Origin of the sequence: Crossiella sp. SN42, assembly GCF_023897065.1 — a bacterium.
GTDB lineage: Bacteria > Actinomycetota > Actinomycetes > Mycobacteriales > Pseudonocardiaceae > Crossiella.
Map to the genome: position 1 here is coordinate 46866 of NZ_JAMHIV010000023.1, position 25788 is coordinate 72653.

The 25788-nt window shown below is 72.7% G+C and carries 26 protein-coding genes; 7 read left to right on the forward strand and 19 right to left on the reverse strand.

What is annotated here, in order from left to right; genetic code table 11:
• Nucleotides 1-111: 111 nt before the first annotated feature.
• The 9 genes from M8C13_RS26485 to M8C13_RS26525 all read right to left on the reverse strand — a co-directional run bounded on the left by M8C13_RS26485 (nucleotide 112) and on the right by M8C13_RS26525 (nucleotide 9361).
• Nucleotides 112-855 carry a phosphoglyceromutase gene (locus tag M8C13_RS26485; RefSeq protein ID WP_252483408.1) on the reverse strand — a complete coding sequence of 248 codons (744 nt, stop codon included), beginning with the start codon at nucleotides 853-855 and terminating at the stop codon, nucleotides 112-114.
• Nucleotides 852-1718, reverse strand: a complete 867-nt coding sequence (locus tag M8C13_RS26490; RefSeq protein WP_252483409.1) for a helix-turn-helix transcriptional regulator — start codon at nucleotides 1716-1718, stop codon at nucleotides 852-854. Before M8C13_RS26490 ends, M8C13_RS26485 begins: the two co-directional genes overlap by 4 nt.
• Nucleotides 1719-1848: 130 nt before the next feature.
• Nucleotides 1849-2997: an RNA polymerase sigma factor gene (locus M8C13_RS26495; RefSeq protein ID WP_252483410.1), complete on the reverse strand. Its 1149-nt coding sequence runs from the start codon at nucleotides 2995-2997 to the stop codon at nucleotides 1849-1851.
• Nucleotides 2994-3401, reverse strand: coding sequence for a YciI family protein (locus M8C13_RS26500; protein WP_252483411.1), 408 nt, complete (start codon nucleotides 3399-3401; stop codon nucleotides 2994-2996). Before M8C13_RS26500 ends, M8C13_RS26495 begins: the two co-directional genes overlap by 4 nt.
• A 107-nt stretch (nucleotides 3402-3508) precedes the next feature.
• Nucleotides 3509-4996 carry an FGGY-family carbohydrate kinase gene (locus M8C13_RS26505; protein ID WP_252483412.1) on the reverse strand — a complete coding sequence of 496 codons (1488 nt, stop codon included), beginning with the start codon at nucleotides 4994-4996 and terminating at the stop codon, nucleotides 3509-3511.
• A complete protein-coding gene (locus M8C13_RS26510; RefSeq protein WP_252483413.1) occupies nucleotides 4993-6036 on the reverse strand; it encodes an NAD(P)-dependent oxidoreductase in 1044 nt (347 codons plus the stop codon). The genes M8C13_RS26505 and M8C13_RS26510 overlap by 4 nt, the downstream gene beginning before the upstream one ends.
• Nucleotides 6033-6959 carry a 1-phosphofructokinase family hexose kinase gene (locus M8C13_RS26515; RefSeq protein ID WP_252483414.1) on the reverse strand — a complete coding sequence of 309 codons (927 nt, stop codon included), beginning with the start codon at nucleotides 6957-6959 and terminating at the stop codon, nucleotides 6033-6035. The genes M8C13_RS26510 and M8C13_RS26515 overlap by 4 nt, the downstream gene beginning before the upstream one ends.
• Nucleotides 6956-7717, reverse strand: a complete 762-nt coding sequence (locus tag M8C13_RS26520; protein WP_252483415.1) for a DeoR/GlpR family DNA-binding transcription regulator — start codon at nucleotides 7715-7717, stop codon at nucleotides 6956-6958. The genes M8C13_RS26515 and M8C13_RS26520 overlap by 4 nt, the downstream gene beginning before the upstream one ends.
• Nucleotides 7718-7834: 117 nt before the next feature.
• Nucleotides 7835-9361 carry a DHA2 family efflux MFS transporter permease subunit gene (locus M8C13_RS26525; protein WP_252483416.1) on the reverse strand — a complete coding sequence of 509 codons (1527 nt, stop codon included), beginning with the start codon at nucleotides 9359-9361 and terminating at the stop codon, nucleotides 7835-7837.
• 145 nt (nucleotides 9362-9506) lie between these two features.
• On the opposite strand from M8C13_RS26525, the gene M8C13_RS26530 reads away from it, so the two are divergent.
• Complete coding sequence (locus tag M8C13_RS26530) at nucleotides 9507-10718, forward strand: hypothetical protein (protein WP_252483417.1); 1212 nt, start codon at nucleotides 9507-9509, stop codon at nucleotides 10716-10718.
• A 36-nt stretch (nucleotides 10719-10754) separates the two neighbouring features.
• Here M8C13_RS26530 and M8C13_RS26535 read toward each other — a convergent pair whose 3' ends face one another.
• The 8 genes from M8C13_RS26535 to M8C13_RS26570 all read right to left on the reverse strand — a co-directional run bounded on the left by M8C13_RS26535 (nucleotide 10755) and on the right by M8C13_RS26570 (nucleotide 19791).
• Nucleotides 10755-12323, reverse strand: a complete 1569-nt coding sequence (locus M8C13_RS26535; protein WP_252483418.1) for an AMP-binding protein — start codon at nucleotides 12321-12323, stop codon at nucleotides 10755-10757.
• Between the two features lie 387 nt (nucleotides 12324-12710).
• The gene (locus M8C13_RS26540; RefSeq protein WP_252483419.1) at nucleotides 12711-13604 is read right to left on the reverse strand and encodes a DUF4349 domain-containing protein; all 894 of its coding nucleotides are present in this window, start codon (nucleotides 13602-13604) and stop codon (nucleotides 12711-12713) included.
• An 82-nt stretch (nucleotides 13605-13686) separates the two neighbouring features.
• Nucleotides 13687-14196, reverse strand: a complete 510-nt coding sequence (locus M8C13_RS26545; protein ID WP_252483420.1) for a YbjN domain-containing protein — start codon at nucleotides 14194-14196, stop codon at nucleotides 13687-13689.
• Nucleotides 14193-15479 (reverse strand): D-inositol-3-phosphate glycosyltransferase, encoded by a 1287-nt coding sequence (gene mshA / locus M8C13_RS26550; RefSeq protein WP_252483421.1) that lies wholly within the window; start codon nucleotides 15477-15479, stop codon nucleotides 14193-14195. Before mshA ends, M8C13_RS26545 begins: the two co-directional genes overlap by 4 nt.
• A complete protein-coding gene (locus M8C13_RS26555) occupies nucleotides 15476-16318 on the reverse strand; it encodes an alpha/beta fold hydrolase (protein ID WP_252483422.1) in 843 nt (280 codons plus the stop codon). Before M8C13_RS26555 ends, mshA begins: the two co-directional genes overlap by 4 nt.
• Nucleotides 16315-17439 carry an Ig-like domain-containing protein gene (locus M8C13_RS26560; RefSeq protein WP_252483423.1) on the reverse strand — a complete coding sequence of 375 codons (1125 nt, stop codon included), beginning with the start codon at nucleotides 17437-17439 and terminating at the stop codon, nucleotides 16315-16317. The genes M8C13_RS26555 and M8C13_RS26560 overlap by 4 nt, the downstream gene beginning before the upstream one ends.
• Nucleotides 17440-17632: 193 nt before the next feature.
• Entirely contained in the window at nucleotides 17633-18625 is a 993-nt protein-coding gene (locus M8C13_RS26565) for a S1 family peptidase (protein WP_252483424.1), read from the reverse strand.
• Nucleotides 18626-18717: 92 nt separating this feature from the next.
• On the reverse strand, nucleotides 18718-19791 hold the full coding sequence (locus M8C13_RS26570; RefSeq protein ID WP_252483425.1) for a UDP-N-acetylmuramate dehydrogenase: 1074 nt from the start codon (nucleotides 19789-19791) through the stop codon (nucleotides 18718-18720).
• 17 nt (nucleotides 19792-19808) lie between these two features.
• Here M8C13_RS26570 and M8C13_RS26575 point away from each other — a divergent pair, with 17 nt between their 5' ends.
• From M8C13_RS26575 to M8C13_RS26600, 6 genes are all read left to right on the forward strand, one after another.
• Nucleotides 19809-20309 (forward strand): DUF2505 domain-containing protein, encoded by a 501-nt coding sequence (locus M8C13_RS26575; protein ID WP_252483426.1) that lies wholly within the window; start codon nucleotides 19809-19811, stop codon nucleotides 20307-20309.
• Complete coding sequence (locus tag M8C13_RS26580; protein WP_252483427.1) at nucleotides 20306-21136, forward strand: class I SAM-dependent methyltransferase; 831 nt, start codon at nucleotides 20306-20308, stop codon at nucleotides 21134-21136. The genes M8C13_RS26575 and M8C13_RS26580 overlap by 4 nt, the downstream gene beginning before the upstream one ends.
• A 10-nt stretch (nucleotides 21137-21146) precedes the next feature.
• Nucleotides 21147-21899: a maleylpyruvate isomerase family mycothiol-dependent enzyme gene (locus M8C13_RS26585; RefSeq protein WP_252483428.1), complete on the forward strand. Its 753-nt coding sequence runs from the start codon at nucleotides 21147-21149 to the stop codon at nucleotides 21897-21899.
• Between the two features lie 38 nt (nucleotides 21900-21937).
• Nucleotides 21938-22822: a formyltetrahydrofolate deformylase gene (gene purU / locus M8C13_RS26590; protein WP_252483429.1), complete on the forward strand. Its 885-nt coding sequence runs from the start codon at nucleotides 21938-21940 to the stop codon at nucleotides 22820-22822.
• A 30-nt stretch (nucleotides 22823-22852) separates the two neighbouring features.
• Nucleotides 22853-24028, forward strand: coding sequence for an LOG family protein (locus tag M8C13_RS26595; RefSeq protein WP_252483430.1), 1176 nt, complete (start codon nucleotides 22853-22855; stop codon nucleotides 24026-24028).
• Nucleotides 24029-24120: 92 nt separating this feature from the next.
• Complete coding sequence (locus M8C13_RS26600; protein WP_252483431.1) at nucleotides 24121-24693, forward strand: hypothetical protein; 573 nt, start codon at nucleotides 24121-24123, stop codon at nucleotides 24691-24693.
• Here the strand turns inward: M8C13_RS26600 and M8C13_RS26605 are convergent.
• Complete coding sequence (locus tag M8C13_RS26605) at nucleotides 24687-25229, reverse strand: YbaK/EbsC family protein (protein ID WP_252483432.1); 543 nt, start codon at nucleotides 25227-25229, stop codon at nucleotides 24687-24689. The two genes, M8C13_RS26600 and M8C13_RS26605, sit on opposite strands and share 7 nt — an antisense overlap.
• Nucleotides 25230-25239: 10 nt before the next feature.
• Nucleotides 25240-25782: a type 1 glutamine amidotransferase domain-containing protein gene (locus M8C13_RS26610; protein WP_252483433.1), complete on the reverse strand. Its 543-nt coding sequence runs from the start codon at nucleotides 25780-25782 to the stop codon at nucleotides 25240-25242.
• Nucleotides 25783-25788 lie beyond the last annotated feature (6 nt).

A 25788-nucleotide genomic window follows, 5' to 3' on the forward strand; every position in this document is an offset into this window, starting at 1 on the left:
ACGTTAGGCGCTGTGTCACCCGATGTTCATTTGACGCCACTCCTTCGGTGGAAACGTCAAACGCGCCCGGACACTGTCCGAGCGCGTTCAACGAGTAGTCGGAGTGGTTTTTCAGCGGCCCTGGTTGGCCACGGCCTTGATCGCGTCGGCGGCCGCGTTCGGGTCGAGGTACTCCCCGCCAGCCTTGAGCGGACGCAGCTGCTCGTCCAGGTCGTAGCGCAGCGGGATGCCGGTGGGGATGTTCAGCCCGGCGATGGCCTCGTCGCTGATCCCGTCCAGGTGCTTGACCAGCGCGCGCAGCGAGTTGCCGTGCGCGGCCAGCAGCACCGTCTGGCCTGCCCGCAGGTCCGGCACGACCTCGTTCTCCCAGTACGGGAGCATCCGGGCCACCACGTCCTTGAGGCACTCGGTGCGCGGCAGCGCGGCGCCGAGCCCGTCGTAGCGCGGGTCGCCGTCCTGGCTGTAGGTGCTGCCCAGCTCGATCTCGGGCGGCGGGGTGTCGTAGGAGCGGCGCCAGAGCATGAACTGCTCCTCGCCGTAGGTCTCCAGGGTCTGCTTCTTGTCCTTGCCCTGGAGCGCGCCGTAGTGGCGCTCGTTGAGCCGCCAGTCCCGCTTCACCGGAATCCAGTGCCGGTCGCAGGCGTCCAGCGCGAGGTTCGCGGTGGAGATCGCGCGGCGCAGCAGCGACGTGTGCAGGATGTCCGGCAGCAGCCCGGCGTCCCTGAGCAGCTCACCGCCCCGGCGTGCCTCGGCCTCACCCTGCTCCGACAGTGGGACGTCCACCCAGCCGGTGAACAGGTTCTCGGCGTTCCAGACGCTCTGGCCGTGACGGAGCAACACCAACGTGCCTGTCATGGGCCACAGCCTGCCAGATCACCGTTAGTGCTGACGTCGCCACCGGTAGCCGGTTCCGGCTCCCTGGCCAGCCGGAGCAGCAGGTCGCGGGACTCCGCGGGCCCCTTGGCGAGCCGCCGGAGGGTGTCGAGGACGGTCTCGTAACGATCAAGCGAGGTCGGGTGCTCCAGGAACAGGCTGGCCGTCTCCAGCTCCACGTGCACCAGCGGCCCGTGGTCCCGGAAGGACAGCCGGGTGAAGGAGTTCACGCTGGTCCTGGCCGCGGAGACGGACATCGGCACCACCCGGATCCGGCAGCGCGCCCAGTCCACCCTGCGGGCCAGGAACTCCAGCTGCCGCCGCATCACCACCGGCGGGCCGACCCTGGCGCGCAGCGCGGCCTCGTGGATGTAGAAGGTGGCCAGGCCCACGCTGGGCAGCACGGCCTGCCGGTCCATTCGGGCGCGCAGGCCGGCGTCCTCGCCGAGCAGCGCCCTGGCGTAGCCCTCGGTCTGCAGCAGCGGCGGCACCACGGCCAGGTCGTAGCTGGCCAGCGTGCAGGCGGTGGACTCGTGCAGCAGCAGGGTGCGCAGGGTGTCGGCGAACCGGCCGGAATGCGGCCGGGCCCAGTAGCCGGTGTCCGGTTCCCGGTGAATGGCGAGCAGCCGGTCCACCTCTTTGTTGTCCGCCCGGCAATAACCGAGGAAGCGGGTGACATCGGTTTCCGAGATACCGCGTTTGCCCGCCTCAAGCCGGGAGAACTTGCTCGCCGACCAGTCGAAGTGCTCGATCAGCTCCGCCCTGCTCAGTCCGGCCCGCTCACGCTGGACCCGCAGGCCTTCCCCCAGTTCGCGCCGCTGCGCCGTGCTTTCCTCCTCCACCACGCGCGCAACATAACCGGACCAGACGCGAATTCCGGCCCTTTTTCCGGAAGATCCACCCCTTAGCGGAATGGCGAGAGTTGTTGTTGCCATTCTCTCCCGAATATTGCCAATCGAATTCGAGTTAAACGGGTTAACGGGCGTGCAGCCGGGCGGCCTGGCGGGTCAGGTGTTCCACCTCGGCCAGGGTGGTCGCCTTCCCCGCCGCCTCGGCGTACAGCCGGGCCGCCGTGGCCAGGTCGCCGTCGCGCTCGTGCAGGTAGGCCGCCACCGCGGTGTGCCGGGGCAGCGACTCGTCCAGCTCGGCCAGCGCCTTCAGGCCGGCCCGCGGTCCGTCCGCCTCGCCGAGGGCGACCACGCGGTTGAGCCGGACCACCGGGCTGTCGGTCAGGGCGAGCAGCTCGTCGTACCACTCCACGATCTGCACCCAGTCGGTCTCCTCGGCGGCCGGCGCGTCCGCGTGCAGCGCCGCGATGGCCGCCTGGGCCTGGAACTCGCCCAGCCGGTCGCGGGCCAGCGCCGCCTGCAGGATGCCGACGCCCTCGGCGATCAGCTTCGTGTCCCACCGGCCGCGGTCCTGCTCGGCCAGCGGCACCAGGCGGCCCTCCGGCGTGGTCCGGGCGGCGCGGCGGGCGTGGTGCAGCAGCATCAGCGCGAGCAGCCCGGCCACCTCGGGATGGTCGATCGTGGTGGCCAGCTGCCTGGTCAGCCGGATGGCCTCGGCGGCCAGGTCCACGTCGCCGGAGTAGCCCTCGTTGAACACCAGGTAGAGCACCCGCAGCACGGTGGCCACGTCGCCGGGCTGGTCGAACCGGACGCCGGCCACGGTGCGCTTGGCCCGGCTGATCCGCTGCGCCATGGTCGCCTCGGGCACCAGGTAGGCCTGGGCGATCTGCTTGGTAGTCAGCCCGCCGACCGCGCGCAGGGTGAGCGCGACCGCCGAGGACGGCGTCAGCGACGGGTGGGCGCACAGGAAGTACAGCTGGAGCGTGTCGTCCACGCCCGGCGCTGGTCCTGGCGCCGGTTCCTCTTCCTGCAGGTCCTCGCGCCTGCGCCGGGCGGTGTCCGCGCGGGCCGCGTCCAGGAACTTGCGCCAGGCCGCGGTGACCAGCCAGCCCTTCGCATCCCTCGGCGGGTCGGCCGGCCAGACCCGGATCGCCTCGATCAGCGCCTCCTGCACAGCGTCCTCGGCCGCCGCGAAGTCAGCTCCGCGGCGGACGAGGACCCCGAGCACGTTCGGCGTGAGGCTCCGGAGCAGGGCCTCGTCCAGACCAGTGGTCATTCGGTGATGGTGGCCGGGACGCCGTAGAAGGGGCGCAGCTCCAGCCACTCGTGGATCGGCTTGCCACCGGCGCCCGGGGCGGCGGAGAGCTCACCGGCCAGCTCGATCGCCCGCTCCTGGCTCTCCACGTCGATCACCATCCAGCCGGCGATGAGGTCCTTGGTCTCGGCGAAGGGACCGTCGGTGATCGGCGGCCTGCCCTCGCCGTCGTAGCGGACGAACATGCCCTCCGGCGCGAGGGCCTGGCCGTCGACGTACTCGCCGGTCTGCTCCAGCCGGTCGGCGAAGTCCCGCATGTACTGGATGTGCGCCGAGACCTCCTCGGGCGTCCACTCCGCCATCGGCACGTTGTTCACCGCGTCCGGGGCGCCGCGGTAGTGCTTGAGCAGCAGGTACTTGGCCATCGTGGTTCTCCTCCGTGCGGGTGCGGCCCATTCTGGCCGCTTTCACCCCTGGGACGGAGCGGGTTCCGGGTTCTCGACATCCTCGCCCAAGATTTTTTCGGCCCCGGTCAGCCGGTGCCCCACCAGCGGCCGAGCGCGCTGATCGCGGCCCGGTACTCCTCGGCCCGCTCGGTCATCCGGCGCACCCCGGCCGGGTCGGGTTCGTGCGCGCGGACCACCTCGGCGGTGGCCGCCGCCTCGGTCAGCCCGGCGAAGCGCCCGGCGCCGATCCCGGCCAGCAGGGCCGCGCCGCGCGCGCCCGGCTCCGCGCCCGCGGTGACCTCCAGCGGCAGGTCCACCGTGTCGGCCAGCAACTGGCTCCAGGCGGGGCTGCGCGCGCCGCCGCCGGAGAGCCGGCCCGCGCCGGTGAACGGGAAGGCCTCGCGCAGCGCGGACAGGTGCGTGCGGTGGTTGAGCGCCACCCCCTCCCAGAGCGCGCGCAGCAGGTCACCCCTGGTGTGCCAGCCGCGCACACCGAGGAACCCGGCGGAGGCGGCCGGGCCGGGGTCGACCGGCGCGCCGAACAGGAACGGCAGGTAGAGCGGCAGGTCCGGGCGGGTGCTGGCGGCGACCTCGGCGGCCACGAAGGCGAACGGGTCCTCGCCGTGGGCGGCCTCCGGGCAGAGCGTGCGGACGAACCACTCCAGGTTCGAGGAGGAGGCCGGGCTGGTGGACATGGCCAGCCACTGGCCGGATCGCAGGAATGCGCGGGCCTGCCAGCGATGGTCCAGCCGGACGGTGTCGGTGACCACCTGGTTGATGCTGAAGGTGCCCATCACCATCGACACCGCGCCGGGGGTGACCGCGCCCAGGCCGAGCGCGGCCGCGTCCACGTCGTGCGCGCCGGTGACCACCGGGGTGCCCGCGCGCAGGCCGGTCAGCTCCGCCGCCGCGGCGGTGACCCGGCCGGCGATCTCCGCGCTGCCCAGGATCGGCGGCTGTTTGTCCGCCAGCTCGGTGAGGCCGTAGAGCTCGAAGGCGGCCGGGCTGTAGCGCTGGCTGTGCACGTCGGTGAAGGAGGCGGAGGCCTCGGTCGGGTCGGTGGCCACCTCGCCGGTCAGGCCCAGCCGCAGCCAGTCCTTGCAGAACAGCAGCCACCTGGCCCTGGCCAGCGACTCCGGTTCCTCGGCCAGCAGCCAGGCCTGCACCGCGGCCGGGCTGGCCGCGAACGGGGACTGGCCGGTCAGCGGCAGCGCGGCCTCGGCGGCCCCGGTGTCCCGGTAGTGCCGGACCTGCTCGTGCGCGCGGGAGTCCATGGCCAGGATGGCGGGCCGGACCGGGCGCAGGTCCGCATCCACCGGGTAGCAGCCGTCGTTGTGGCCGCACAGGCCGATCGCGGCGACCCGGCCACTGTCGATGCCGGCCAGCGCGGCCCTGATGGCCCGCACGCAGCCGTCCCACACCTGGTCCTGGTCGCGTTCCACCCAGCGCGGGTGCGGGGTGGACACCGGCACCCTGGCCTGCCCGACCGCGATCTCCCGGCCGGTCTCCGCGTGCACCAGCACCGCCTTGGTGACGGTCTGCCCGGCGTCGATGCCGAGCAGCAGGTCGGTCACGACCAGCCCAGCAGGTCCGCGTTGGCCGCGGTGCGCACCCGGCCGGTCTCGGTGAACTCGGCCACCGCCTCGGCGACCAGGGCCGCGGAGGTGCGGTTGGTCTGCTCGGTGTCGCCGCCGAAGTGGGTGGTCAGGGTGACGTTGTCCAGCCGCCGCCACGGCGAGTCCTCGGGCAGCGGCTCCTCGTCGAAGACGTCCAGGCCCGCGCCCGCGATCCGGCCCTCGGCCAGCGCGGTGTAGAGCGCCCCGGTGTCCACCACCCGGCTGCGGGCCACGTTGACGAAGTACGCGCCCGGCTTGAGCAGGGCCAGCTCGCGGACGCCGATGAACCGGTCGGTCTCCGCGCTGTGCCTGGCCTGCACCACCACGAAGTCCGCGCCGGGCAGCAGATCGTCCATTGTGGACGCTCGGCGGACGCCGGACTCGGCCAGCGCCTCGTCCGGGGCGTAGGGGTCGTAGGCGAGCAGCGTGCAGCCGAAACCGCTGAGCTTGCGGGCGAAGTGGCGGCCCACCTGGCCGAAGCCGATCATGCCCACGGTGCTGCCGCCCAGCTCGACCCGGCGGCCGGGGAACTCCTTGCGCCAGCCGCCGTTCTTCACCGAGGCGTCCGCGCGGGCGATGTTCCTGGACTCGGCCAGGATCAGCCCGATCTGCAGCTCGGCCACCGCGGAGGCGTTGCGCCCGAACACCGGCACCACGCCGATGCCCCGCGCGCTCGCGGTGTCCAGGTCCACGTTCTCCAGTCCGGTGCGGGCCACCGCGACCAGCCGCAGGCCGTCCGCGGCGGCCAGCAGGTCGGGGCCGACCGGGGCGAAGTGCACGCACAGCACCTCGGCCCCCGGCACCGCGGCGAGCAGCTCCGGCGGGGCGGGCACCGCGCCGGCGCCGTGCACCTCCATCCGCTGCTGCGCCTCGTGCTGGGTGGCCTTCTCCCCCGACCAGTCGGCCACGGTGACCGGGGTGCCGGGCAGCCGGGCCTCGATCTCCTCGGCGAAGGTGCCGCCCGGGATGAAGCGGTCGCCCGCGACCAGGACGTTCATGCGCGCTCCTCGAGTTCGGTGGTGGTGACCAGTTCCGGGGACACCGGGTGGCCGGGCAGCTCCGCGGTGCCCTCGGCCAGGCAGGCGCCGGTGCCCCAGGCGACCGCGCGGGCCAGCCGGGCCGCGGCCGGGCCCTCGGCGGCCAGCCAGCCGGCCAGCAGCGCGTCCCCGGCCCCGGCGGTGTTGACCACGGTGACCGGCGGCGGGACCGCGTGCATGGCGGTGCCGTTGGGCCGGATGAGCACCGCGCCCAGCTCGCCGAGGCTGACCAGCGCGGTGCCGGAGAACAGGTTCGCGGCGGCTTCGGCCGCGCTGTCCGGGCCGGTGACCGGCTGCCCGGCCAGTTCGGCCAGCTCCTCGCCGTTGGGCGCGACCAGGTCCGCGCCCGCGCGCACCGCCTCGGCCAGCCCGGCGCCCGAGCTGTCCACCGCGACCGCGGCCCCGCCCGCGTGCCCGGCCGCGACCAGCCGGGTGACCAGCCCCGGCGGCGCGCCCGGCGGCAGCGAACCGCAGATGGCCAGCCAGCGCGCCTGGCTCGTGCGCACCGCTTTCGCCGTGGTGGCAACGAGTTCGTCGACCTCCGCGGCGCTCAGCTCGGGACCGGGCTCGTTCAGCTTGGTGGTGCCCGAGCGGCCGTCCAGCACGGTGACGTTGCCCCTGATCCGCCCGGCGATGGGCACCGCGGCGAACGGAACCTGTTGTGCGACAAGCAAGGCACGCAGCTCGGCCCCGGCGGCGCCGCCCAGCGGCAGCACCGCGGTGGAGTCGATCCCGTTGGCGCGCAACACCCTGGTCACGTTGACGCCCTTGCCGCTGGCCTCGGTGCGGCTCGCGGTGGCCCGGTGCACCTGGCCCGGTCGCAGCCGTCCGGCCAGCACCAGGGTCCGGTCCAGGCTGGGGTTCGGAGTGACCGTGACGATCATGCGCGCACCACCTCGGGGCCGAGCAGGGAGTACCGGCGGGCCTGCGCCGCGGGCAGGCCGGTGTCGGTGACGATCACGTCGAAGTCGGCGACGTCGGCGAAGCGGCAGAAGCTGTTCACGCCGAACTTGGTGTGGTCGGCGATCAGGATCTTGCGCCCGGCCCTGGCCAGCGCCGTGGACTTGATCGCGGCCACCGCCGGGTCGGGTGTGGTGAGGCCGTGTTCCCTGCTGATCCCGTTGGCGCCCAGGAAGACCACGTCCAGCACCAGGTCGGCGAGCATCCGGGTGGCCCAGTGGTCCACGGTGGCCAGGGTGTTGCCGCGCAGCCTGCCGCCCAGCACCAGCACGGTGGCCGCGGTGCCGGTGGCCAGCGCGGTCGCAGTGGGCAGCGCCGAGGTGACCACGGTGCACCGGCGGTCGGCCGGGAAGGCGTCGGCCAGCGCGCGGCCGGTGGAGCCCTCGTCCAGGTAGACCGACTCGGCGTCGCCGAGCTGGTCCAGCGCGGCCCGCGCGATCCGCTGCTTCTCGGCCAGGCGGCGGTGTTCCCTGGTGGCCAGCTCGATCTCGTACCCGGCCCGCTCCACCGGCCGCGCGCCGCCGTGCACCCGGTGCAGCAGCCCGTGCTTCTCCAGCAGCGCCAGGTCGCGGCGGATGGTCTCCGGCGCGGTGTCCAGCACGGCCGCGGCCGCGGTGACCGCCACCCGGCCCTCCGCGCGGGCGGCGGCCACCAGCCACCGGCGACGCTGCTCGGCATCCACGATCGGCCACCTCCGTGCCCTTGTTCTAACCCGGCGCGGAACCAGGTCGCCAGCAAGGCACCGGTGCTGAATCTGCCCGGTTGTGCCCGCCTCGACAACTCGAAACCGCAGCACGCCTCAGCCGCAGCCGCCCGTTCCCGCCCGCACGGGCACCCGGCCGGGCAGCAACACCGCCGCCAGCACCGCCCCGAGCAGCGCCGCGGCGGCCGCCGTCCACACCGCGGCGGCCATCCCGTCCAGGAACGCGGCGAAGGCCGCCTCGCCCAGCTCACCCGCCCGCGCACCGGCCTGTTCGCGCACCGCGAGGGTCGCGCCGAGCGAGTCGGCGGCCTGCGCCCGCAGCGGTTCGGGCAGCAGCCCGGCCGCGCCGCCGAGGGAGCTCCGGTAGCCGACCGAGAGCACCGAGCCGACCACCGCGATGCCCAGTGCCGCGCCGATCTGGCGCACCGCGCTGTTGACCGCGGACCCGGCCGCGACCTGCTCCGGCGGCACCACGCTCATCGCGGCCGCGGTGGCCGGTCCGAGCACGCAGCCGAAGGCCAGCCCGAACACCCCGAACAGCAGCTCCAGCAACCACACCGGCGTGCTCGCCGCCCACAACGCGCTGCCCGCGAAGAACAGCCCGGAGACCGCCAACCCGCCGCCGACCACCGCGTTCGCGCCGAACCGCCTGCTCAGCGCGGCACTCCGGGTGGAGCCGAGCACCGTGCCCAGGGCCACCGGCAGGAACAGCAGCCCGGTCTCCAGCGGCGAGTTGCCGCGCAGCAGCTGGAGGTAGAACACCAGCGCGAAGAACCCGCCGGACTGCACGAAGAACCCGATCGCCACCGCGCCGGAGCCCGCGGTGAACACCGGGCTGCGGAACAGGCCGAGGTCCACGGCCGGCTCGCTGGTCCGCCGCTCGGCCAGCACGAACAGCGCCAGCAGCGCCACCGCCCCGCCCAGCGGCAGCAGCACCCCCGCGCCCAGCCAGTCGCCTGCCTCGCCGCCGTGGATGATCGCGTACACCAGCAGGCCGATGCCGCCGATGGACAGCAGCGCGCCGAGCGGGTCCAGCGGCCGCCGCCGCGCCGAGCGCGACTCCGGCACCAGCCAGCCGACCAGCACCAGCCCGGCCAGCACCACCGGCACGTTCACCAGGAACACCGAGCCCCACCAGAAGTGCTCCAGCAGCACCCCGCCGACCACCGGCCCGAGCGCCACGCCCAGCCCGGAGACGCCGGAGAAGATCCCGATCGCCCGCGCCCGCTCTTCCGCCGGGAACACCGTGGTCAGGATGGCCAGGCTGGTCGCGGGCACCGCGGCCGCGCCGATTCCCTTGACCGCCCGGAACAACACCAGCTCACCCGGTGAGGCGGCGAAGGCGCACAGCGCGGAGGCGATGCCGAAGGCGAGCAGCCCGAGCAGCAGGATCCGCTTGCGCCCCACCGCGTCGGCCAGCGCGCCGGTGGTGAGCAGCAGCGCGGCGAAGACCAGCGTGTAGGCGTCCACCGCCCACTGCAGCTCCGACTGGGTGGCGCCCAGCTCGGCCTGGATCCGCTGCAGCGCGACCTGGAGGATCATGGTGTCCAGCACCGGGATGAGCAGGCAGCTGCTCAGCACGGCGAGGATGCCCCAGCGCCGCCGGTGCGTCAGCTCGTCCATGGCTGCCAGTGGGCCAGCGCGCCCTGGACCGCACAAGGCAGTCGCAGGGTTTCTGATGTGCCGTTCGGTGGACGCGGAAATGCCGTACGGGGGCCTACCGTCGAGGGCCAGGGGAAGTTCTTCCGCCACAGGGGGTTCCACGATCATGTCCGCGTTCACGCGCGCCTGCACGCCGGTGCTGGCGCTGTCACTGTTACTGGTCGCCACACCGGCGAACGCCGCGCCCGCGCCGGAGTCCATCGCCTCGTTCCAGGCCTCCGACCAGCTCGGCGGCCACGAGCTGCACCGCTACGACAACGGCGCGAGCACGGTCGCGGAGAGCGCCTATCCCAAGCCGCGCTCGTTCAACGGGGTCAGCACCGAGTCCCGCCTGATCGGCGCCTCGCTCGGCGGCCGCCAGGCGCTGTTCCAGGCCGTGGCCGCGAACCCGGACGGCACGCTCACCCTGGGCGTCGGCGCGCCAGGGGCCGCCGAGCTGCGGTCCTGGACCCAGCGCTTCGCCGCCGCCGAGACGCCGTTCGACCTCACCCCGGACGGCCACGGCGTGGTCACCACCGAGACGGTCGGCGACACCGAGACCGTGCTCCGCCGCTATCCGGCAGGCCGGGCGGGCAAGGAAGTGGTGCTGGCCCGGCTGCCCGAGGTCAAGCGGTTCCCCGACCGGGCGGAGTTCCAGTACAGCGGCAACTACGACCGGACCACGCACAAGCACGTCAACGTCAGCCTCGGCTACGGCCAGGACCGGCTCTACGCCAGGGGCGAGCAAGGCCCGCTGTGGGCGCGCTACGGCGGCACGTTCGGTCCGATCACCACCCCGGACGGTGCGACCGCGGACCGGATCCTGTTGAGCGCCAGCGGGATCGCCGTGGTGCGCACGCCCACGGGCTTCTGGCGGATCAGCGCGGGCCGGGTCGAGCCGCTGGCCGCGGAGCACTTCGGCGCGGACCGCGGTGAGCGGGTCTTCGGCGAGAACTTCCACGACAACGAGCACCGCTCCGCGCTGTCGGTGCGCGGCGACAAGATCGCCTACGCGGTGCCGCCGCCCAGCACGCCGGACTTCGAGGCCTTGGTGGTGCTGGACCTGCGCACCGGCACGCACACCAGGTACGTGCTGCCGCCCAACTCGATGACCTTCCCGTTCATCCCGTGGGTGATGGGCTCGGCGGCCTGGTCCTGGCGGGACGACTCGGTCTACCTGATGCGGCACAACCGGTGGCTGTCCCCGCACCAGCCGCGGATGCTCACCGTGCAGTCGCTGAACCTGGCCGACGGCAAGGTCCGCACGCTGTGGCCGAACGACGGCGGCAGCGTGCGGGGCTGGCAGCCGGTGCTGCTCGGCGCGGACGTGCACCCCTGACGGGCCGGGGCTGATCCCGGCCCGCCGGGGACGGGGTCAGCCCGCCTCGCGGGCGCGCAGGTCCTTGCGCAGGATCTTGCCGCTGGCGGACTTGGGGATGACGTCCAGGAACTCCACCACGCGGACCTTCTTGTGCGGGGCCACCTGCCCGGCCACGAACGCCATCACCGCGGCCTCGTCCAGCTCCTCCGCGCCCTGCTGGCGCACCACGAACGCCTTGGGCACCTCCTCGCCCTCGGCGTCGCGCACCCCGATCACCGCGGCGTCCGCGATCTGGGGATGGGTCAGCAGCAACGCCTCCAGCTCGGCGGGCGGCACCTGGTAGCCCTTGTACTTGATCAGCTCCTTGACCCTGTCCACAATGGACACAACCCCGTGCTCGTCGATCACCGCGACGTCGCCGGTGTGCAGGAAGCCGTCCTCGTCCAACGTGGCCCTGGTGGCCGCTTCGTTGTTCAGGTAGCCCTTCATCACGTTGGGCCCCTGGCACCACAGCTCGCCGGGCTGGCCGGGCGCGGCCTCGGCCTCGGTGGCCGGGTCGACGAGCTTGCACACCATGTTCGGCAGGATCAGCCCGACCGTGCCCACGTTGATGTCCGGCCGGTCGCTCGGGATGGCGTGGCTGACCGGGCTCATCTCGGTCATCCCGTAGCCCTGCCGCACCTCCACGCCCAGCCGCTTGGCCACCGCGCCCGCCAGCTCCGCGTCCAGCGGCGCGGCCCCGGAGAACAGCATCTTCATCGCGGACAGGTCGTACTGCTCCACCATCGGGTGCTTGGCCAGCGCGACCGCCACCGGCGGGGCGATGTAGACGTAGCTGGTGCGGTGCTCGGCGATGACCCGGAGGAACTCGGCCAGGTCGAACTTGGGCATGGTCACCACGGTCGCGCCCACCGCGAGCGCGTGGTTCATGGTCACCTGCATGCCGTAGATGTGGAAGAACGGCAGCACCGCGAGCACCCGGTCCTCGGCGGTGATGTGCACGACCTGCTTGAACTGCTCGATGTTGGCCACCAGGTTGCGGTGGGTCAGCATCACGCCCTTGGCCCGGCCGGTGGTGCCGGAGGAGTAGGGCAGCACGGCCAGGTCCTCGGCCGGGTCGATCCGCACCTGCGGCGGGGCCGCCTCGGTGGCCAGCAGGTCGGCCAGCGAGGGGTGGCCGTCCAGGCCGTCCAGGAAGACCACCTCGGCAATCCCGGCGGCCTCCGCCGCGGCCAGCGCGCGATCGGCGAAGGCGGAGACGGTGACCAACAGCTTCGCCCCCGCGTCGGTGAGCTGGTGGGCCAGCTCCTCGGCGGTGTAGAGCGCGTTCACCGTGGTGGCCACCGCGCCGGCCCGCAGCACCCCGTGGAAGATCACCGCGTAGTAGGGGGTGTTCGGGCTGAAGATGCCGACCACATCACCCTTGTTGATACCGCGGGCAACAAGCCCGGCGGCCGCCTTGTCGACCAGCGCGGCCAGCTCCCCGTAGCGCAGCACTCGGCCACTCGGACCATCGATCAGCGCAGGCGCCGCAGCCTGTTCCGGACTCAGCGCGCCGAAGAGCAACTCGGGCAGCGAGACGTCCGGAATCGCGACATCGGGGTACGGACTGCGAAAAGCCATGGGTGTTCCCTCCAACGGCGGACGCCAATCGGGCGATCAATCGTGACTACGCTCACAGCTCCCAGTCAAGTTGTTGTCAACACGGGCCGACCAGACATCATCCCGTTATCCCACCGAGCTAATTACACTCGAATGGAGCAGTGGGCCAGGCTTGTGATTGCCACATCGAATCTGCCAAGTTGACATCACTCTTTCAGATCGGCTCCCACGCACTCCCCGATCTCGAGAGAGCGTCCATCGCGGTTCGTATCCCCCGTCGAACCGCGGCCCGCCCGGACCCGGGGCTCCCCCCGCCCGCAGTGGTCCGACGTAGCGGGAGCTTGTGGACGCGGGGCGGCTCGAGCTCGCGACTCCCCCTCTCTCCCGGGCCGCCCCGCGCGACAACTCTCAGCCCGCCGGTGTCTCGGCGGTCACCGGCTCGACCGGCTTGCGCCTGCGGCGGCGCAGCACCACCAGCAGCAGCGCGCCGAGCAGGCCCAGCGCCACCAGGAACGGCAGCAGCGCGCCGAAGGCCACCAGCAAGGCGTTGACCGTGCTGAGGAAGGCCCGCCAGCCCGCGGCCAGCCCGCTGAGGAAGTCATCCGAGCTGGGCGCGACCGCCTGGCCCTCGCGCACCAGGGTCACCGTGACGGTGGCCATCGCGACCTGCTTGGACATCGACTCCAGCCTGCGCTGCAAGGACTCCAGCTCGGCCTGCCGCTTGGTCAGCTCGCCCTCGACCTGCACGATCTCGCTGACCGACCCGGCCCGCTCCAGCAGCGCGCGCACCCGGTCCACGCTGGCCCGCTGCGACTCCAGCCTGCTCTTGGTGTCCACCAGCTGGTCGGTGACGTCCTGGGAGCGCTGCTCGCGCACGATGACCTTGCCGAGGTCGTCCAGGCGGTTGAGCACCTCGTCCAGCTTGTCCGCCGGCACCCGCACGGTGAGCGTGGCCCGCTGCTCGCGGGCGTTCTCCTCGCTGGCGAACCCGCCCGCCGCCTTGGCCTCTTCCTGGGCCTTGCGCACGGCCTCGGCCACCTCGGCCACGCTCAGCTCGATCCGCGCGGTCCTGATCAGCTGCCTGGCCTCCAGCGCGGCCTGCTCCGGCGCGGCCGCGGACTGGCCCTTCTCCGGCTGCCGCTTGGCGTCGCCGGGCCCGCTGCCGCCGCTGAAGCCCGGCTGCGCCTGGCCCTGCGCGACCTCGGGCGCGACCGCCGCGTTGGTCCGCTCACCGGCGCCCGAGCACCCGGCCACCAGCACCAGGCTGAGCGCGCCGAGGGCGAGCAATGATCGTCCTGCCATGTCGTCCGACCCCCATCGTCGTAAGCGGTACAACGATCGGACGGTGGCCGGGGTGACGGCCGTTGCGCGGCCCCGGTCACGATCAGGACTCGGCGTGCACCGGCCCCTCATGCGGCGAGGTGACCAGGTGCTTGAACGCCTGCAGGTTGGCCAGCGACTCGCCCCTGGACACCCGCCAGTCCCACTCCCGCTGGATGGCCCCGGCGAAACCCAGCTCCAGCAACGGGTTGAAGTCGCCGTCGGCGGCCTCCAGCACCTGGCCGAGCACCCGGTCCAGCTCATCGGCGGTGACCGCGTGCAGGCCGACCCTGCCCACCAGGTAGATGTCGCCGGCCGGGTCGATGGTGTAGTGCACGCCGTAGAGCTTGGCGTTGCGGCGCAACAGGAACCGGTAGACCTGCTCGTGCCCCTCGTCCGGGCGGCGGCAGACGAAGGCCTCCACCAGCAGCGACTGGCGGCCCAGGATCAGCCACAGGTTGGTCTGCAGCTTCTTCACCCCCGGCAGGGTGACGAACCACCGGCCCTCGCCGCGCTTGGCGTACTTCAGTTCTTGACCGTCCAAAGTGGACTCGATCAGCTGGTCCAGGCTCATACCGCGATCTCCAGGGTGGTGCGCAGCTCGGTGGCCGCCTGGTCGTACACCGCGAGCAGCCGCTCGGTGGTGCGGTCCCAGGAGAACGCCGAGGCGTGCTCGGACGCGGCGGTGGCGAACTCCCGCCACCGCGCGGGCTCCAGTGCCAGGTACCCCAACGCGTCCGCCCAGGAACCCGCGCGGCGGTCCGGGACCAGGATTCCGGAGACCCCGTCGGCCACCGCGACCGGCAGCCCGCCGACCGCGGCCGCGGCCACCGGGGTGCCGCAGGCCTGCGCCTCCAGCGCGACCAGGCCGAAGGACTCGGAGTGGCTGGGCACCGCGACCACGTCCGCGGCCCGGTACACCGTGGCCAGCGCCGCGCCCGGCCGCGGCGGCAGGAAGCGCACCAGCTCGGCGATGCCCAGCCGCGCGGCCAGCTCGTGCAGCTCGGCAGGCCGCTCCAGCCCGGTGCCGGACGGTCCTCCAACGACCAGCACCACCAGCCGGGAGCGCAGCCCAGGGTCGCGGCGGACCAGCTCCGCGGCGGCGTGCAGCAGCACGTCCGGGGCCTTGAGCGGCTGGATCCGGCCGACGAAGGCCAGCACCACGGCCGTCGGCGCGAGCCCCAGCTCGGCCCTGGCCTGCGCCCGGCCGTCGGGGGTGAAGCGTTCGAGGTCCACGCCCGGGGGCACCACGGTCAGCTGCTCGGGCCGGGCGCCGTAGAGCTCGGCCAGGTCGGCGGCCTCGGCCTCGGTGTTGACCACCAGCTTGTCCGCCTCGGCGACCACCCGCTCCTCACCGGCCACCCGCACCGGCGGCTCCGGCGACTCGCCCTGGGCCAGCGTGCGGTGCTTGACCTTGGCCAGGGTGTGCGCGGTGTGCACCAGCGGCACGCCCCAGCGGTCCCTGGCCAGCCAGCCGACCTGGCCGGAGAGCCAGTAGTGCGAGGCGACCACGTCGTAGTAGCCGGGCGAGTGGCTGGCCTCGGTGCGCAGCACGCCGGCGTGGAAGGCGCACAGGTGGCCGGGCAGGTCGTTCTTGGCCAGGCCCTGGTAGGGACCGGCGGCGATGTGCCGCACGGTGACGCCGGGGGCCAGCTCGGCGGTGGGCGGCAGGTCCGAGGAGGTGGCCCTGGTGAACACCTCGACCTCGGTGCCGCGCTCGGCCATCCGGGTCGCGGTCTGCGCGATGTAGACGTTCATGCCGCCGGCGTCACCGGTGCCCGGCAGCTCAAGGGGGGAGGTGTGCAGGGACAACACGGCCACCCGGCGCGCCCGGGCAGGGTCTCTGCGGCGTCTCACAACCCCATTTTGCCGTGTTCGGCGTGGCTGCGCGTCAGGAAGTGGGCCAGGTCAACGTCGAAGTCAGCCGGTCGCTCCAGGAACGGGGCGTGTCCGCAGCCGGGGTACCAGCTGGCGGCGGCTCCAGGCACGGTGTCCGCGGCGTAGCGGCCCGCCATCGGCAGCACCACCTCGTCGGAGTCGCCGTGCAGCACCAGGGTGGGCACGGTCACCCCGGCCAGCGCCTCCGCGCTGCCGATGTCCCGCTTGAACAGCGCCTTGCGCACCGCGGCCGGGGTGCTCAGCGCCACTCCCAGCTGCCGGTCCTGCTCGTCCTGGCTCAGCGGGATCGCGGTGCCGCGCTCGATGAAGGTGCGCAGCGCGGGACGGGCGATCCCCTCGTCCGGGGAGAGCATCTCGCGCAGCCCGGCGTTCATCACCGGCCCGGTCAGCCCGCCCTGCCGGTCCGGCCCGATCTCGGTGATCGCGCCCAGCAGCACGATCCCGGCCAGCGCGGCGTCCCCGTGCACGCGCAGGTAGTCCGCGATCACCAGCCCGCCGTAGGACCAGCCGAGCACCACCGCGGGGCCGCTGGCCTCGGCCAGCACCGCGGCCAGGTCACCGGCCCAGACCTCCGGGTCGTCGTAGCCGCTCTCGGTGACCTCGGAGTCGCCGTGCCCGCGCAGGTCCGGCGCGAGCAGCCGGTACCGCTCGGTCAGGCCGGGGTCGGCGAGCAGCCGCCGCCAGACCGCGGCGCTCTGCGCCCAGCCGTGCAGCAGCACCAGCGCGGGCGCGCCCAGCGGACCTGCGGTGCGCACCGCGAGGCGCGCACCGCCGTGGCCGGTGACCGTGGTGCTCACTTGAGTGCCGACTTCGACAGCCAGGTCGGCCAGTCGATCCGCCAGTCGTAGGTGTCCGACACCGCGCCCTTGGTGGCCGCCGAACCGGAGATGATCACCGGGTCGCCGATCATCGCCTGGTCGAAGTACTTCTTGGCGTCCGCCTCGAGCAGGTTGATGCAGCCGTGCGAGTTGTTCCGCTTGCCGATGTTGGCCGCGTTGTCGTTGTTCTCGTGGATGAACTCACCGCTGTTGGCGATGCGCACCGCCCACTTCTTGACCACGTCGTACTTGTACTTCTCGTTGACCATGCGCTCGGTGGCGTTGCGCTCGGAGACCATGTAGATCCCGTTCGCGGTGCGCAGGTCCGGCTTGCTCTCATCACCCAGGCTGGCCGGCAGGTTCATGATCTCCTTGCCGTCCTGCTTGACGATCATGCGGTGGGTGCGCACGTCCGCCTCGACCACCTGCGCGCGGCCGATGGTGAACTTGGTGCTCAGGTTGGCCCGGCCGAAGACGTTCTTGCCGTAGGGCACCGCGAACAGGTCCGCGGTCACCTTGACCTTGGTGTTGGCCGGCCAGAACTCCTTGGGCCGGTAGTGCACTTCCTTGGGGTTGAGCCAGGCCCACGCGCCCTCGACCGGCACCGAGGTCTCCACCTTCAGCGCCTTCTCCACCGCGGCCCGGTCCTGCGGGGCCTCGTCGAACTCGACCTTGATCGGCATCGCGATGCCCACCGTGGCGTTGTCCACCGGGTTGATCGTGGCCCGCAGCAGCTTGCCCGCCGCCTGGGTGGCGAAGCTGCCCTTGATCTCGACCTTCTTGCCGTCGGTCCCGGTGGCCGAGCCGCCGACGGTGTAGCTCTTGCCGAACTCCAGCACCTTGTCCGGGGCCCAGCTCTTCTTGTCCTCGCTGAGCTTGCCGGGGACCGTCTTGCCGTCCGCGCTCAGCTTCACCTCGTCAAGCGTGCCCTCGGCCACCGACACTTTCACCGGCGCCCGCGGGCTGACGTCCTTGGCGCCCTCACCGGGCTCCACACTCACCTTGGCGACCGGTGGCGCATCCGGCTTGGCCGGGTCCCCTCCGGTGCCGCCCGCGCCGCCGGTACAGGCGGAAAGCAGCAGCGCACCGGCAGTGAGCAACCCCGCGAAACCGAGCAGGGACCGTCCCCGTCCCCGTCGTTCACCAACCACAGTCGACCTCCAACACTCCGGCACCCCGTCAAGGGTGCCCCCATCTCCAGGACGCCCTACGCCCATGCCGGGGTGCCCTGGATGGATGTGTCACTTCTCACAATGGGGTTGCGAGTGAACGAAATTATCCGGACGGGCCGTTCTAGGCCAGCACCACGTCCAGCTCGTCCAGCACCCGGTTGATCGGGTTCGCGAAGCCGCTGCCGCCGCCCAGGGTGCCCGCGCAGTGCAGGCCCACGACCTGGTTGTCCGCGTCCACCAGCACAGCCCCGGAGTCGCCCCGGTCGCCGAAGACGCCCTCGGCCGCGGTCACCCGGATCTGGTCGCGCAGGCGGCGGTGGCCGAGGCTGTCGCCGTAGTCCAGGCACAGCGTGACGTCGGTGGAGACCACCACGCCCTGGGTGAGCCCGGTGGTCCGGCCGCGCTTGCGCACCTGGCTGCCCAGCAGCGCCTGCCCGCAGCCGCCCGGCCTGCCCAGCTGGGCGATCTCCCGACGCCACGGCCGGTCGGCGGCCAGCGCGATCAGCGCCGCGTCCACCGAGCCGGACAGCGCCGAGCTGGCCAGGCTGCCCACCACGTCCGCGGGGCAGCGGCCGCCGTCCACCCTGGACGGGTGGGTCATCCGGTCGCCCACCGCCCAGGCGTCGTCCACGCAGGCGATGTGGAAGTTGGTCAGCCCGAACACCCGCCGCCGGTCGTCCCTGGCCGCCACCAGCAGGCCGAGGGTGCCCACGGTGACGTACTCACCGGCCTCCGGCGCCTGCGGCGGCACCATCTGGATGGACCGGCAGGGGCCGACGCTGATCCCGCCGACCAGCGGCGCGTAGGACTCCCCGGTGCGCTCCGGGGCGGCGTCGGCGCGCAGCAGCGCGGGGTGCAGCAGGACGTCCTCCTCGATGACGTCCACCGGCACCCCGTCGATCCGCTCGGGCAGCAGCTGTCCGTGCGCCACCGCGATGGCGGGCCGCTTGGCCCGCACCGACACCACGATGGCCGGCCGGCCGGTGCGCACGCCGTTGGTGGTCTGCGCACCGATGTCCACCGCGACGACGCCGGGCAGGTCGAGCAGGGTGTCCTCGTGCCGTCGCTTCACCGGCCGGATCGCTGCCCTGCGCCTGTCCTCCGCGCTGGTCATGCGCACTCCTAGATCCGGCACTACACCGTCTATGTAACCCCGGGGTGAGGGACCCGTCACTTGGCGTCACTCGTTTGGCCGGTTGCCCCGCTTCAGAGCGAGCAGCCCACGAACACCGGTTCCGGGTGCAGCTCGACCTCGAAGGCCGCGCGCACGCCGTCGCGCACCTCGCGGGCCAGGGTGAGCAGGTCCTCGGTGTCGGCCTTGCCGCGGTTGGTCAGGGCCAGGGTGTGCTTGTGCGAGAGCGAGACCCGGCCGTCGGCGGCCTCGTGCCCGCGCAGGAACCCGGCCCGCTCGATCAGCCAGGCCGCGGACAGCTTCACCTTGCCCGCGCCGCCCGGGTACTGCGGCACCTTGACCTCGGGGCCGAGCCGGGCGTGGATCAGCGAGAGCACCCTGGGCAGGTCGGCCTCGGCCACGATCGGGTTGGTGAAGAAGGACCCGGCGCTCCAGGTGTCGTGGTCCTCCGGGTCGAGCACCATGCCCTTGCCGGTGCGCAGCGCGAGCACCGCCTCCCGCACCAGCGCGGCCGGCACCCTGGCGCCCAGCTCCACGCCCAGGGTGTTGGCCAGCTCGGCGTAGCGGACCGGGGCGGACTGGCCGCCGGTGCGCAGCGCGAAGGAGACCCGCAGCACCACCGCGTCGTCGGTGCCCTTGAGCACGCTGGTCCGGTAACCCAGGCCCAGCTCGGCGGCGCTGACCTGGCGCACCTGGCCGCTGCGCCGGTCCAGCAGGTCCACCGAGAGCAGCAGGTCGGCCACCTCGACGCCGTAGGCACCCACGTTCTGCACCGGGGTCGCGCCGACCAGGCCGGGGATGCCGGAGAGGGCCTCCAGGCCGCCGAGGTCGTTGGCCACCGCGTCGGCGACCACGTCGTCCCAGTTCTCGCCGGCCTCCACGGTCAGCCGGACCAGGCCGTCGCCGAGCGGGTCGTGGCCGCGGCCCCTGGTGGCGATGCGCACCACGGTGCCGTCGAAGCCCTCGTCGCCGATGACCAGGTTGGACCCGCCGCCCAGCACGAGCAGGGGTTCACCTGCCTGGTCCGCGGCGCGGACGGCTTCGATGACCTCGGTGGACTTCGCTGCTTCCAGGAACACCGAGGCCGGGCCGCCAAGGCGCAGGGTGGTGTAGCCAGCCAACGGCACGGGTGTGGTCACGACGTTCAACGGTAGCGTGACACCCCGTGGCAACCAGCACCGAGACCTCGCACGGCTACTCCTTCCCCGCCGCACGGGTGGCCGCGACCATGGTCGACGAGACCTACCTGCGGGACCGGCTGGCCGCGGTGGGCGGCACCAAGGCCGAGCTGCTCTCCCTCGATGTCAGCGGCGCGGAGACCGTGCTCAAGCTGCGCCAAGGCATTCCGTCGGACAAGCTGCCCGCGCTCGTGCGCACGCTGATCTCCGGCGACCTGGTGATCGAGCGGGCGGAGACCTGGCTGGCCACCGGCGAGGGCGCGACCGCGGTGGTGAACGCCACCGTGCCCGGCGCGCCGGCCACCATCGGCTGCTCGATCTCGATCAGCCCGGATCGCGCGGGCTGCCGGGTGCGGGCGAAGCTCACCGTGTCGGTCTCGCTGCCCTTCGTCGGCGGCAAGGTGGAGAAGGCGATCATCGAGCAGGTCCAGCGGCTGCTGACCACCGAGCACGAGTTCACCGAGCGCTGGCTGCGCGAACACCCGTGAACCAGGTCCGCAAGCGCGCGCCCCGCTACGCCGCGGGCCGGGCCAGGGCGCTCGGCCTGCCCACCAGGGGCACCACCAACCCGAACCGGCTGCGCAAGGTGGACCGCTGGATCGCCGCCACCCCGCTCACCGCCGACGCGCTGCGCGCCGCGCCGGACCCGCTGGTGGTCGACCTGGGCTACGGCTCCTCGCCGATCACCACGGTGGAGCTGGCCGACCGGCTGGCCGGGCTGCGGCCGGACCTGCGGGTGCTGGGCCTGGAGATCGACCAGGAGCGGGTGGACGCGGCCAAACCGGCCGAGCGGCCCGGCCTGGAGTTCCGCCGCGGCGGGTTCGAGCTGGCCGGGCGGCGGCCCGCGCTGGTGCGCGCGTTCAACGTGCTGCGCCAGTACGAGGAGGACGCGGCCGAGGAGGCCTGGGCCACCATGCAGGCCCGGCTGGCTCCCGGCGGGCTGCTGGTGGAGGGCACCTGCGACGAGATCGGCCGCCGCTGCTGCTGGGTCACCCTGGACGCCGGCGGCCCGCTGACCTTCACCCTGGCCTGCCTGCCCTCGGACCTGGAGCAGCCCTCCGACCTGGCCGAACGGCTGCCCAAGTCGCTGATCCACCACAACGTGCCCGGTGAGCGGGTGCACGCCCTGCTGGCCGAACTGGACGCCTGCTGGGCCACCGCGGCCCCCTTCGCGCCGTACGGACCCAGGGCCCGCTGGGTCGAGGCGGTGCGGCTGCTCGCCGCGCGGGACTGGCCGGTGCTGGACCGCCGGAACCGGTGGCGGCTGGGCGAGGTCACGCTTAATGCGGACGCGGTCTACGGCCCGCGTCCGTAGGCTCGGTGACGTGCAGCACAACGACTTCATCGAGCAGATCAGGGTTCATTCCGAGGCGATGCGGGCGGCCGCGCTGAAAGCCGGTCCCGAGGCGCGGGTCCCCACCTGTCCGGAGTGGGACGTGCGGCAGCTGGTCGCGCACATGGCCAGGGTGCAGTGCTGGGCTGGGGACAACCTGGCCGCGGGCATCCGCGAGGCGCGGCCGGAGTTCCCGCCCGCGCCCGAGGACTGGGCCGAGCTGCACGCCTGGTGGCTGGCCAAGCAGGAGCGGCTGACCGGCCTGCTCGCGGAGAAGGGCGTGGACACCCCGGCGTGGACCTTCGGGTACGAGGTGGCCGAGCCCGGCGCGTTCTGGGCCCGGCGGCAGGCGCACGAGGTGGCCATCCACCGGCTGGACGCCGAGCACGCGCTGTTCGAGGTCTCCGGCGGCACCGACCCCGGCAAGGAGCTGCTGTTCGACCCGGCCTTCGCCGGTGACGGCATCGAGGAAGCCCTGTGGATGGCCCTGGTCTTCCGCAAGCACGCCGAGCGCACCGAAGAGGGCACGGTCCTGTTCCACGCCGCCGACGCGGGCGTGGCCCTGGTGCTGACGCTGACCGCGGGGCAGCCCGCCGAGCTGGGCCCGGTGCGCGGCACCGGCACGGACACCGACGCGGTGGTCGCGGGCACCGCGGACGCGATCTACCGGTACCTGTGGAACCGGCCGAACAACGCCGTGGTGACCGGGAAGTCTGAGTTGCTGGACCGGATCGGCACCCCCTGACCAGGTGAAGCCGTTCGCACGGGGCAGACTGACCAGCCATGTCCGCACGTGAACGACGCTACGTGATCACCCTCGGCTGCCCGGACCGCACCGGCATCGTGGCCCGGATCTCCACCTTCCTCGCCGAGCAGGGCGGCTGGATCGTGGAGGCGGCCTACCACACCGACACCGACACCAACTGGTTCTTCACCCGCCAGGAGGTGCGCGCGGACTCGCTGCCCTACGACGTGACCGAGCTGCGCCGCCGGTTCAGCTCGGTGGCCAGGGAGCTCGGCGTGCGCAGCGACTGGCGGGTCAGCGACACCGGGGAGAAGCGGCGGGTGGTGATCCTGGTGTCCAAGGCGGGGCACTGCCTCTACGACATCCTGGGCCGGGTGGCCTCCGGCGAGCTGGACGTGGACGTGCGCGCGGTGATCGGCAACCACGCGGACCTGGCCGGCATCACCAGGGCGCACGGCATCCCGTTCCACCACGTGCCGTTCCCGGTGGCCGGCAAGGACCCCGAGGGCAAGACCGCGGCGTTCGCGCAGATCCGGCAGCTGGTGGACTCCCAGCGCCCGGACGCGGTGGTGCTGGCCCGGTTCATGCAGGTGCTGCCGCACGAGCTGTGCGCGGCCTGGTCCGGCAAGGCGCTCAACATCCACCACAGCTTCCTGCCCTCGTTCATGGGCGCCCGCCCGTACCACCAGGCCTACGCCCGCGGCGTGAAGCTGGTCGGGGCGACCTGCCACTACGTCACCGCGGAGCTGGACGCCGGGCCGATCATCGAGCAGGAGGTGGGCCGGGTGGACCACACCGACTCGGTGGCCGACATGGTGCGCAAGGGCACCGACATCGAGAAGGTGGTGCTGGCCAGGGGCCTGCGCTGGCACGTGGAGGACCGGGTGCTGGTGCACGGCAACAGAACTGTCGTTTTCCACTAGCGGAGCGCCCCCGGCCCTACCCTGGGCGGCGTGCGGATCGAGATCGGTGAGCTGGACGCGCTGCGGGAGCACCGGGCAGCCGGGCGGGACCTGCGGCACACGGTGCTGGTCGGGCTGGACCTGACCGGCCAGGCGGAGCACGAGCTGCTGCGCACCAGCCTGGACGGCGCGCTGCTGCTGGGCTGCCGCCTGACGCCAACGGCCAGGGACCGCGCCGAGGCCAGTGGCGCGCTGGTGTTCCCGGACATCCCGGAGCTGCCCTACCGCGCCTACCGGTCCTCGCTGTACACGGTGGCCGAGCTGTTCGAGGGCCTGGACCCGCGCCGCCCGGAGACCTACCGGGACACCCCGGACGCCAGGGTCTACCGGCACAGCCGTGCCATCGGCGGCAGCACCGGCAACCACCCGGACCCGCTGCACGCGCTGGCCGAACGCCTGCACGACCACGCCATCACCGAGGCGCTGGAAGACCTGCTGGCCGCCTGCGCGGCGCAGGGCAGGGCCAACCCGGTCGCGGTGATGGGCGGCCACGCCTTCCGCCGGGACAGCCCCGAGTACCGCCAGGCCGCCGAGCTGGGCCGCGCCATCGGCCGCAGCCCCACCGGTTTCACCGTCCTCACCGGCGGCGGCCCCGGCGCCATGGAAGCCGTCCCCCTCGGCGTCCGACTGTCCACAGTGGACGATGACCAGCTCACCAAAGCCTTGTCGGAACTGGCCGCCGCCCCGACCTTCCACGCCGCGAAATCGTCCACAGTGGACGATGCGACGATCGGCCGCTGGGTGCAAGCGGGCCTGTCCCTCGACCTGCCGGAACCGCAGCCGCTGCCCCGCACCATCGGCATCCCGACCTGGTTCTACGGCCACGAACCGCCCAACCCGCTGTGCGAGCTGCACGCCAAGTACTTCGCCAACTCCGTCCGCGAGGACGGCCTGCTCACCGTCGCCACCGGCGGCGTGCTCTACACCCCTGGCCGCGCGGGCACCGTCCAGGAGATCTTCCAGGACCTCACCCAGAACTACTACGAGAGCGTCGGCCCCGCGGCACCCATGGTGTTCCTGGGCAAGCGGTTCTGGACCGAGGAGCTGCCGGTGGCCGACCTGGTGCACCGGCTGACCAGCGGCAGACCGGCGGAACGCTGGATCCTGGTCACCGACGACCCGGGCGAGGCGGTCGCACTGCTGGAGGACTACGCGGGCACCGGCTGAGTCGTTCCGGTCAAGTCACGATACGGCCAAACGGACTAACACCGCGCGCTCCCACACGACGAACGGGACACCCCAGCCGAATCGAGGGCCCCGTGAAGCTCGCCGCCGCCTGCCTGTCCGTCCTGCTCCTGTCCGCCTGCGCCGACGCCGCCCCACCTGCCGCCCCACCGCCCAGCCCCACGATCACAACCACCACACCGCCCGCGCCAAGCACCACCACGGCCGCCCGAAAGCAGTCCGCACGCGGCAACCTGGTGAAGAACGTCGGCGAGCGAGCAGGCTGGACCACCCGCGATCAGGAACTGGCCGCCGACTTCACCCTGACCGCCATCGAGGTCGATCCGCGCTGCAAGGCGCAGTGGGAGAACACCGGCGGCAAGCACATGCTCGTGTTGAGCTTCACCGTGGAGACCACCGCGAAGCTGCCTGCCGACCAAGCCTGGTGGATCATGGCGCACGATTTCGAGGTCATCGGCCCGGACGGGTTCACCGAGTCCGCACTCGTTCCCGACGGCTATGGCAACTGCCCCAAGGACTTGCTGCCTACCCGGCCCTACGCGCCGGCCTCGAAGTTCACCGGGAAACTGGTGCTGTTCAGCAAGCACGCGCACGGCACGCTCGTCTACCGGATGGCCAGCGACGTCGGCTGGGAATGGACCTACTGAGCCAGCCCCGGCAACACCTCCGCGTTCGGCAGCTTGGCCAACAGCGACCCCGGCACCAGCAGCTTGCTGTGCCGCACCCCGCTGCCGATCACCAGTTCCGGCGCCTCCGCCACCTCCGGCGCGAGCAGGATCGGCCAGTCCGCGGGCAGGCCGATCGGGGTGATCCCGCCATAGGCCATGCCGGTGCGGGTGACCGCCTCGTCCATCGGGGCGAAGCTGGCCTTGCGGGCGTCCAGGCGTTTGCGGACCACGCCGTTGACGTCGGCCCGGGTGGTGGCCAGGACCAGGCAGGCGGCGTAGCGGGTGACCTCGCCGCGGCGGCCGGCCACGACCACGCAGTTGGCCGAGGCGGACAGTGGGGAGCCGTACTCGGCGCAGAAGGCCGCCGTGTCGGCCAGGTCGGGGTTGATCTCGGCCACGCCGCAGCGCTCGGCCGCCAGGGTGCGGAGCATGGTGGCCACCGGGGCGGCCAACAGGTCCAGGCGGTCTTGGGCGGGGTGGACGGTGAGGGTGCCCGCGATGGTCCAGCCGGTCATGTCCGGCAGGCTAGCCGAGGCCGAACTCCTTGAGCGCGGCCTGGTTGAAGGCGGGCAGGTCCTTCGGGGTGCGGCTGGTGATCAGCCGCCACTCGCGGTGGTCGCAGACCTGGACCTCCCGGTCGACCCACTCGCCGCCCGCGTTGCGGATGTCGGTGGCCAGGCTCGGGAAGGAGGTCAGCACGCGGCCGTTGACCAGGTCCGCCTCGACCAGCAGCCAGGGGGCGTGGCAGATCGCCGCGATGGGCTTGCCCGCGGCGGCGATGGCCTGGACGAACCGGGCGGCGTCCTCGTCCATCCGCAGCTCGTCGGCGTTGGCCACCCCGCCGGGCAGCACCACGCCCGCGTAGTCGGCCGGGTTGGCGTCGCTGAGCGCGACGTCCACGGTGAACTCCTCGGCCGGGTCCAGGTGGTGGTACGCCCGGACCGTGCCCAGCTTGGTGGACAGCAGCCGCGGCACGCCGCCCGCCTCCTCGACGGCGGCCCAGGGGTCGGTCAGTTCGGCCTGTTCGATGCCCTCGCTCGCGACGAGGAACGCGATGCGCTTGTCCATGCCCAG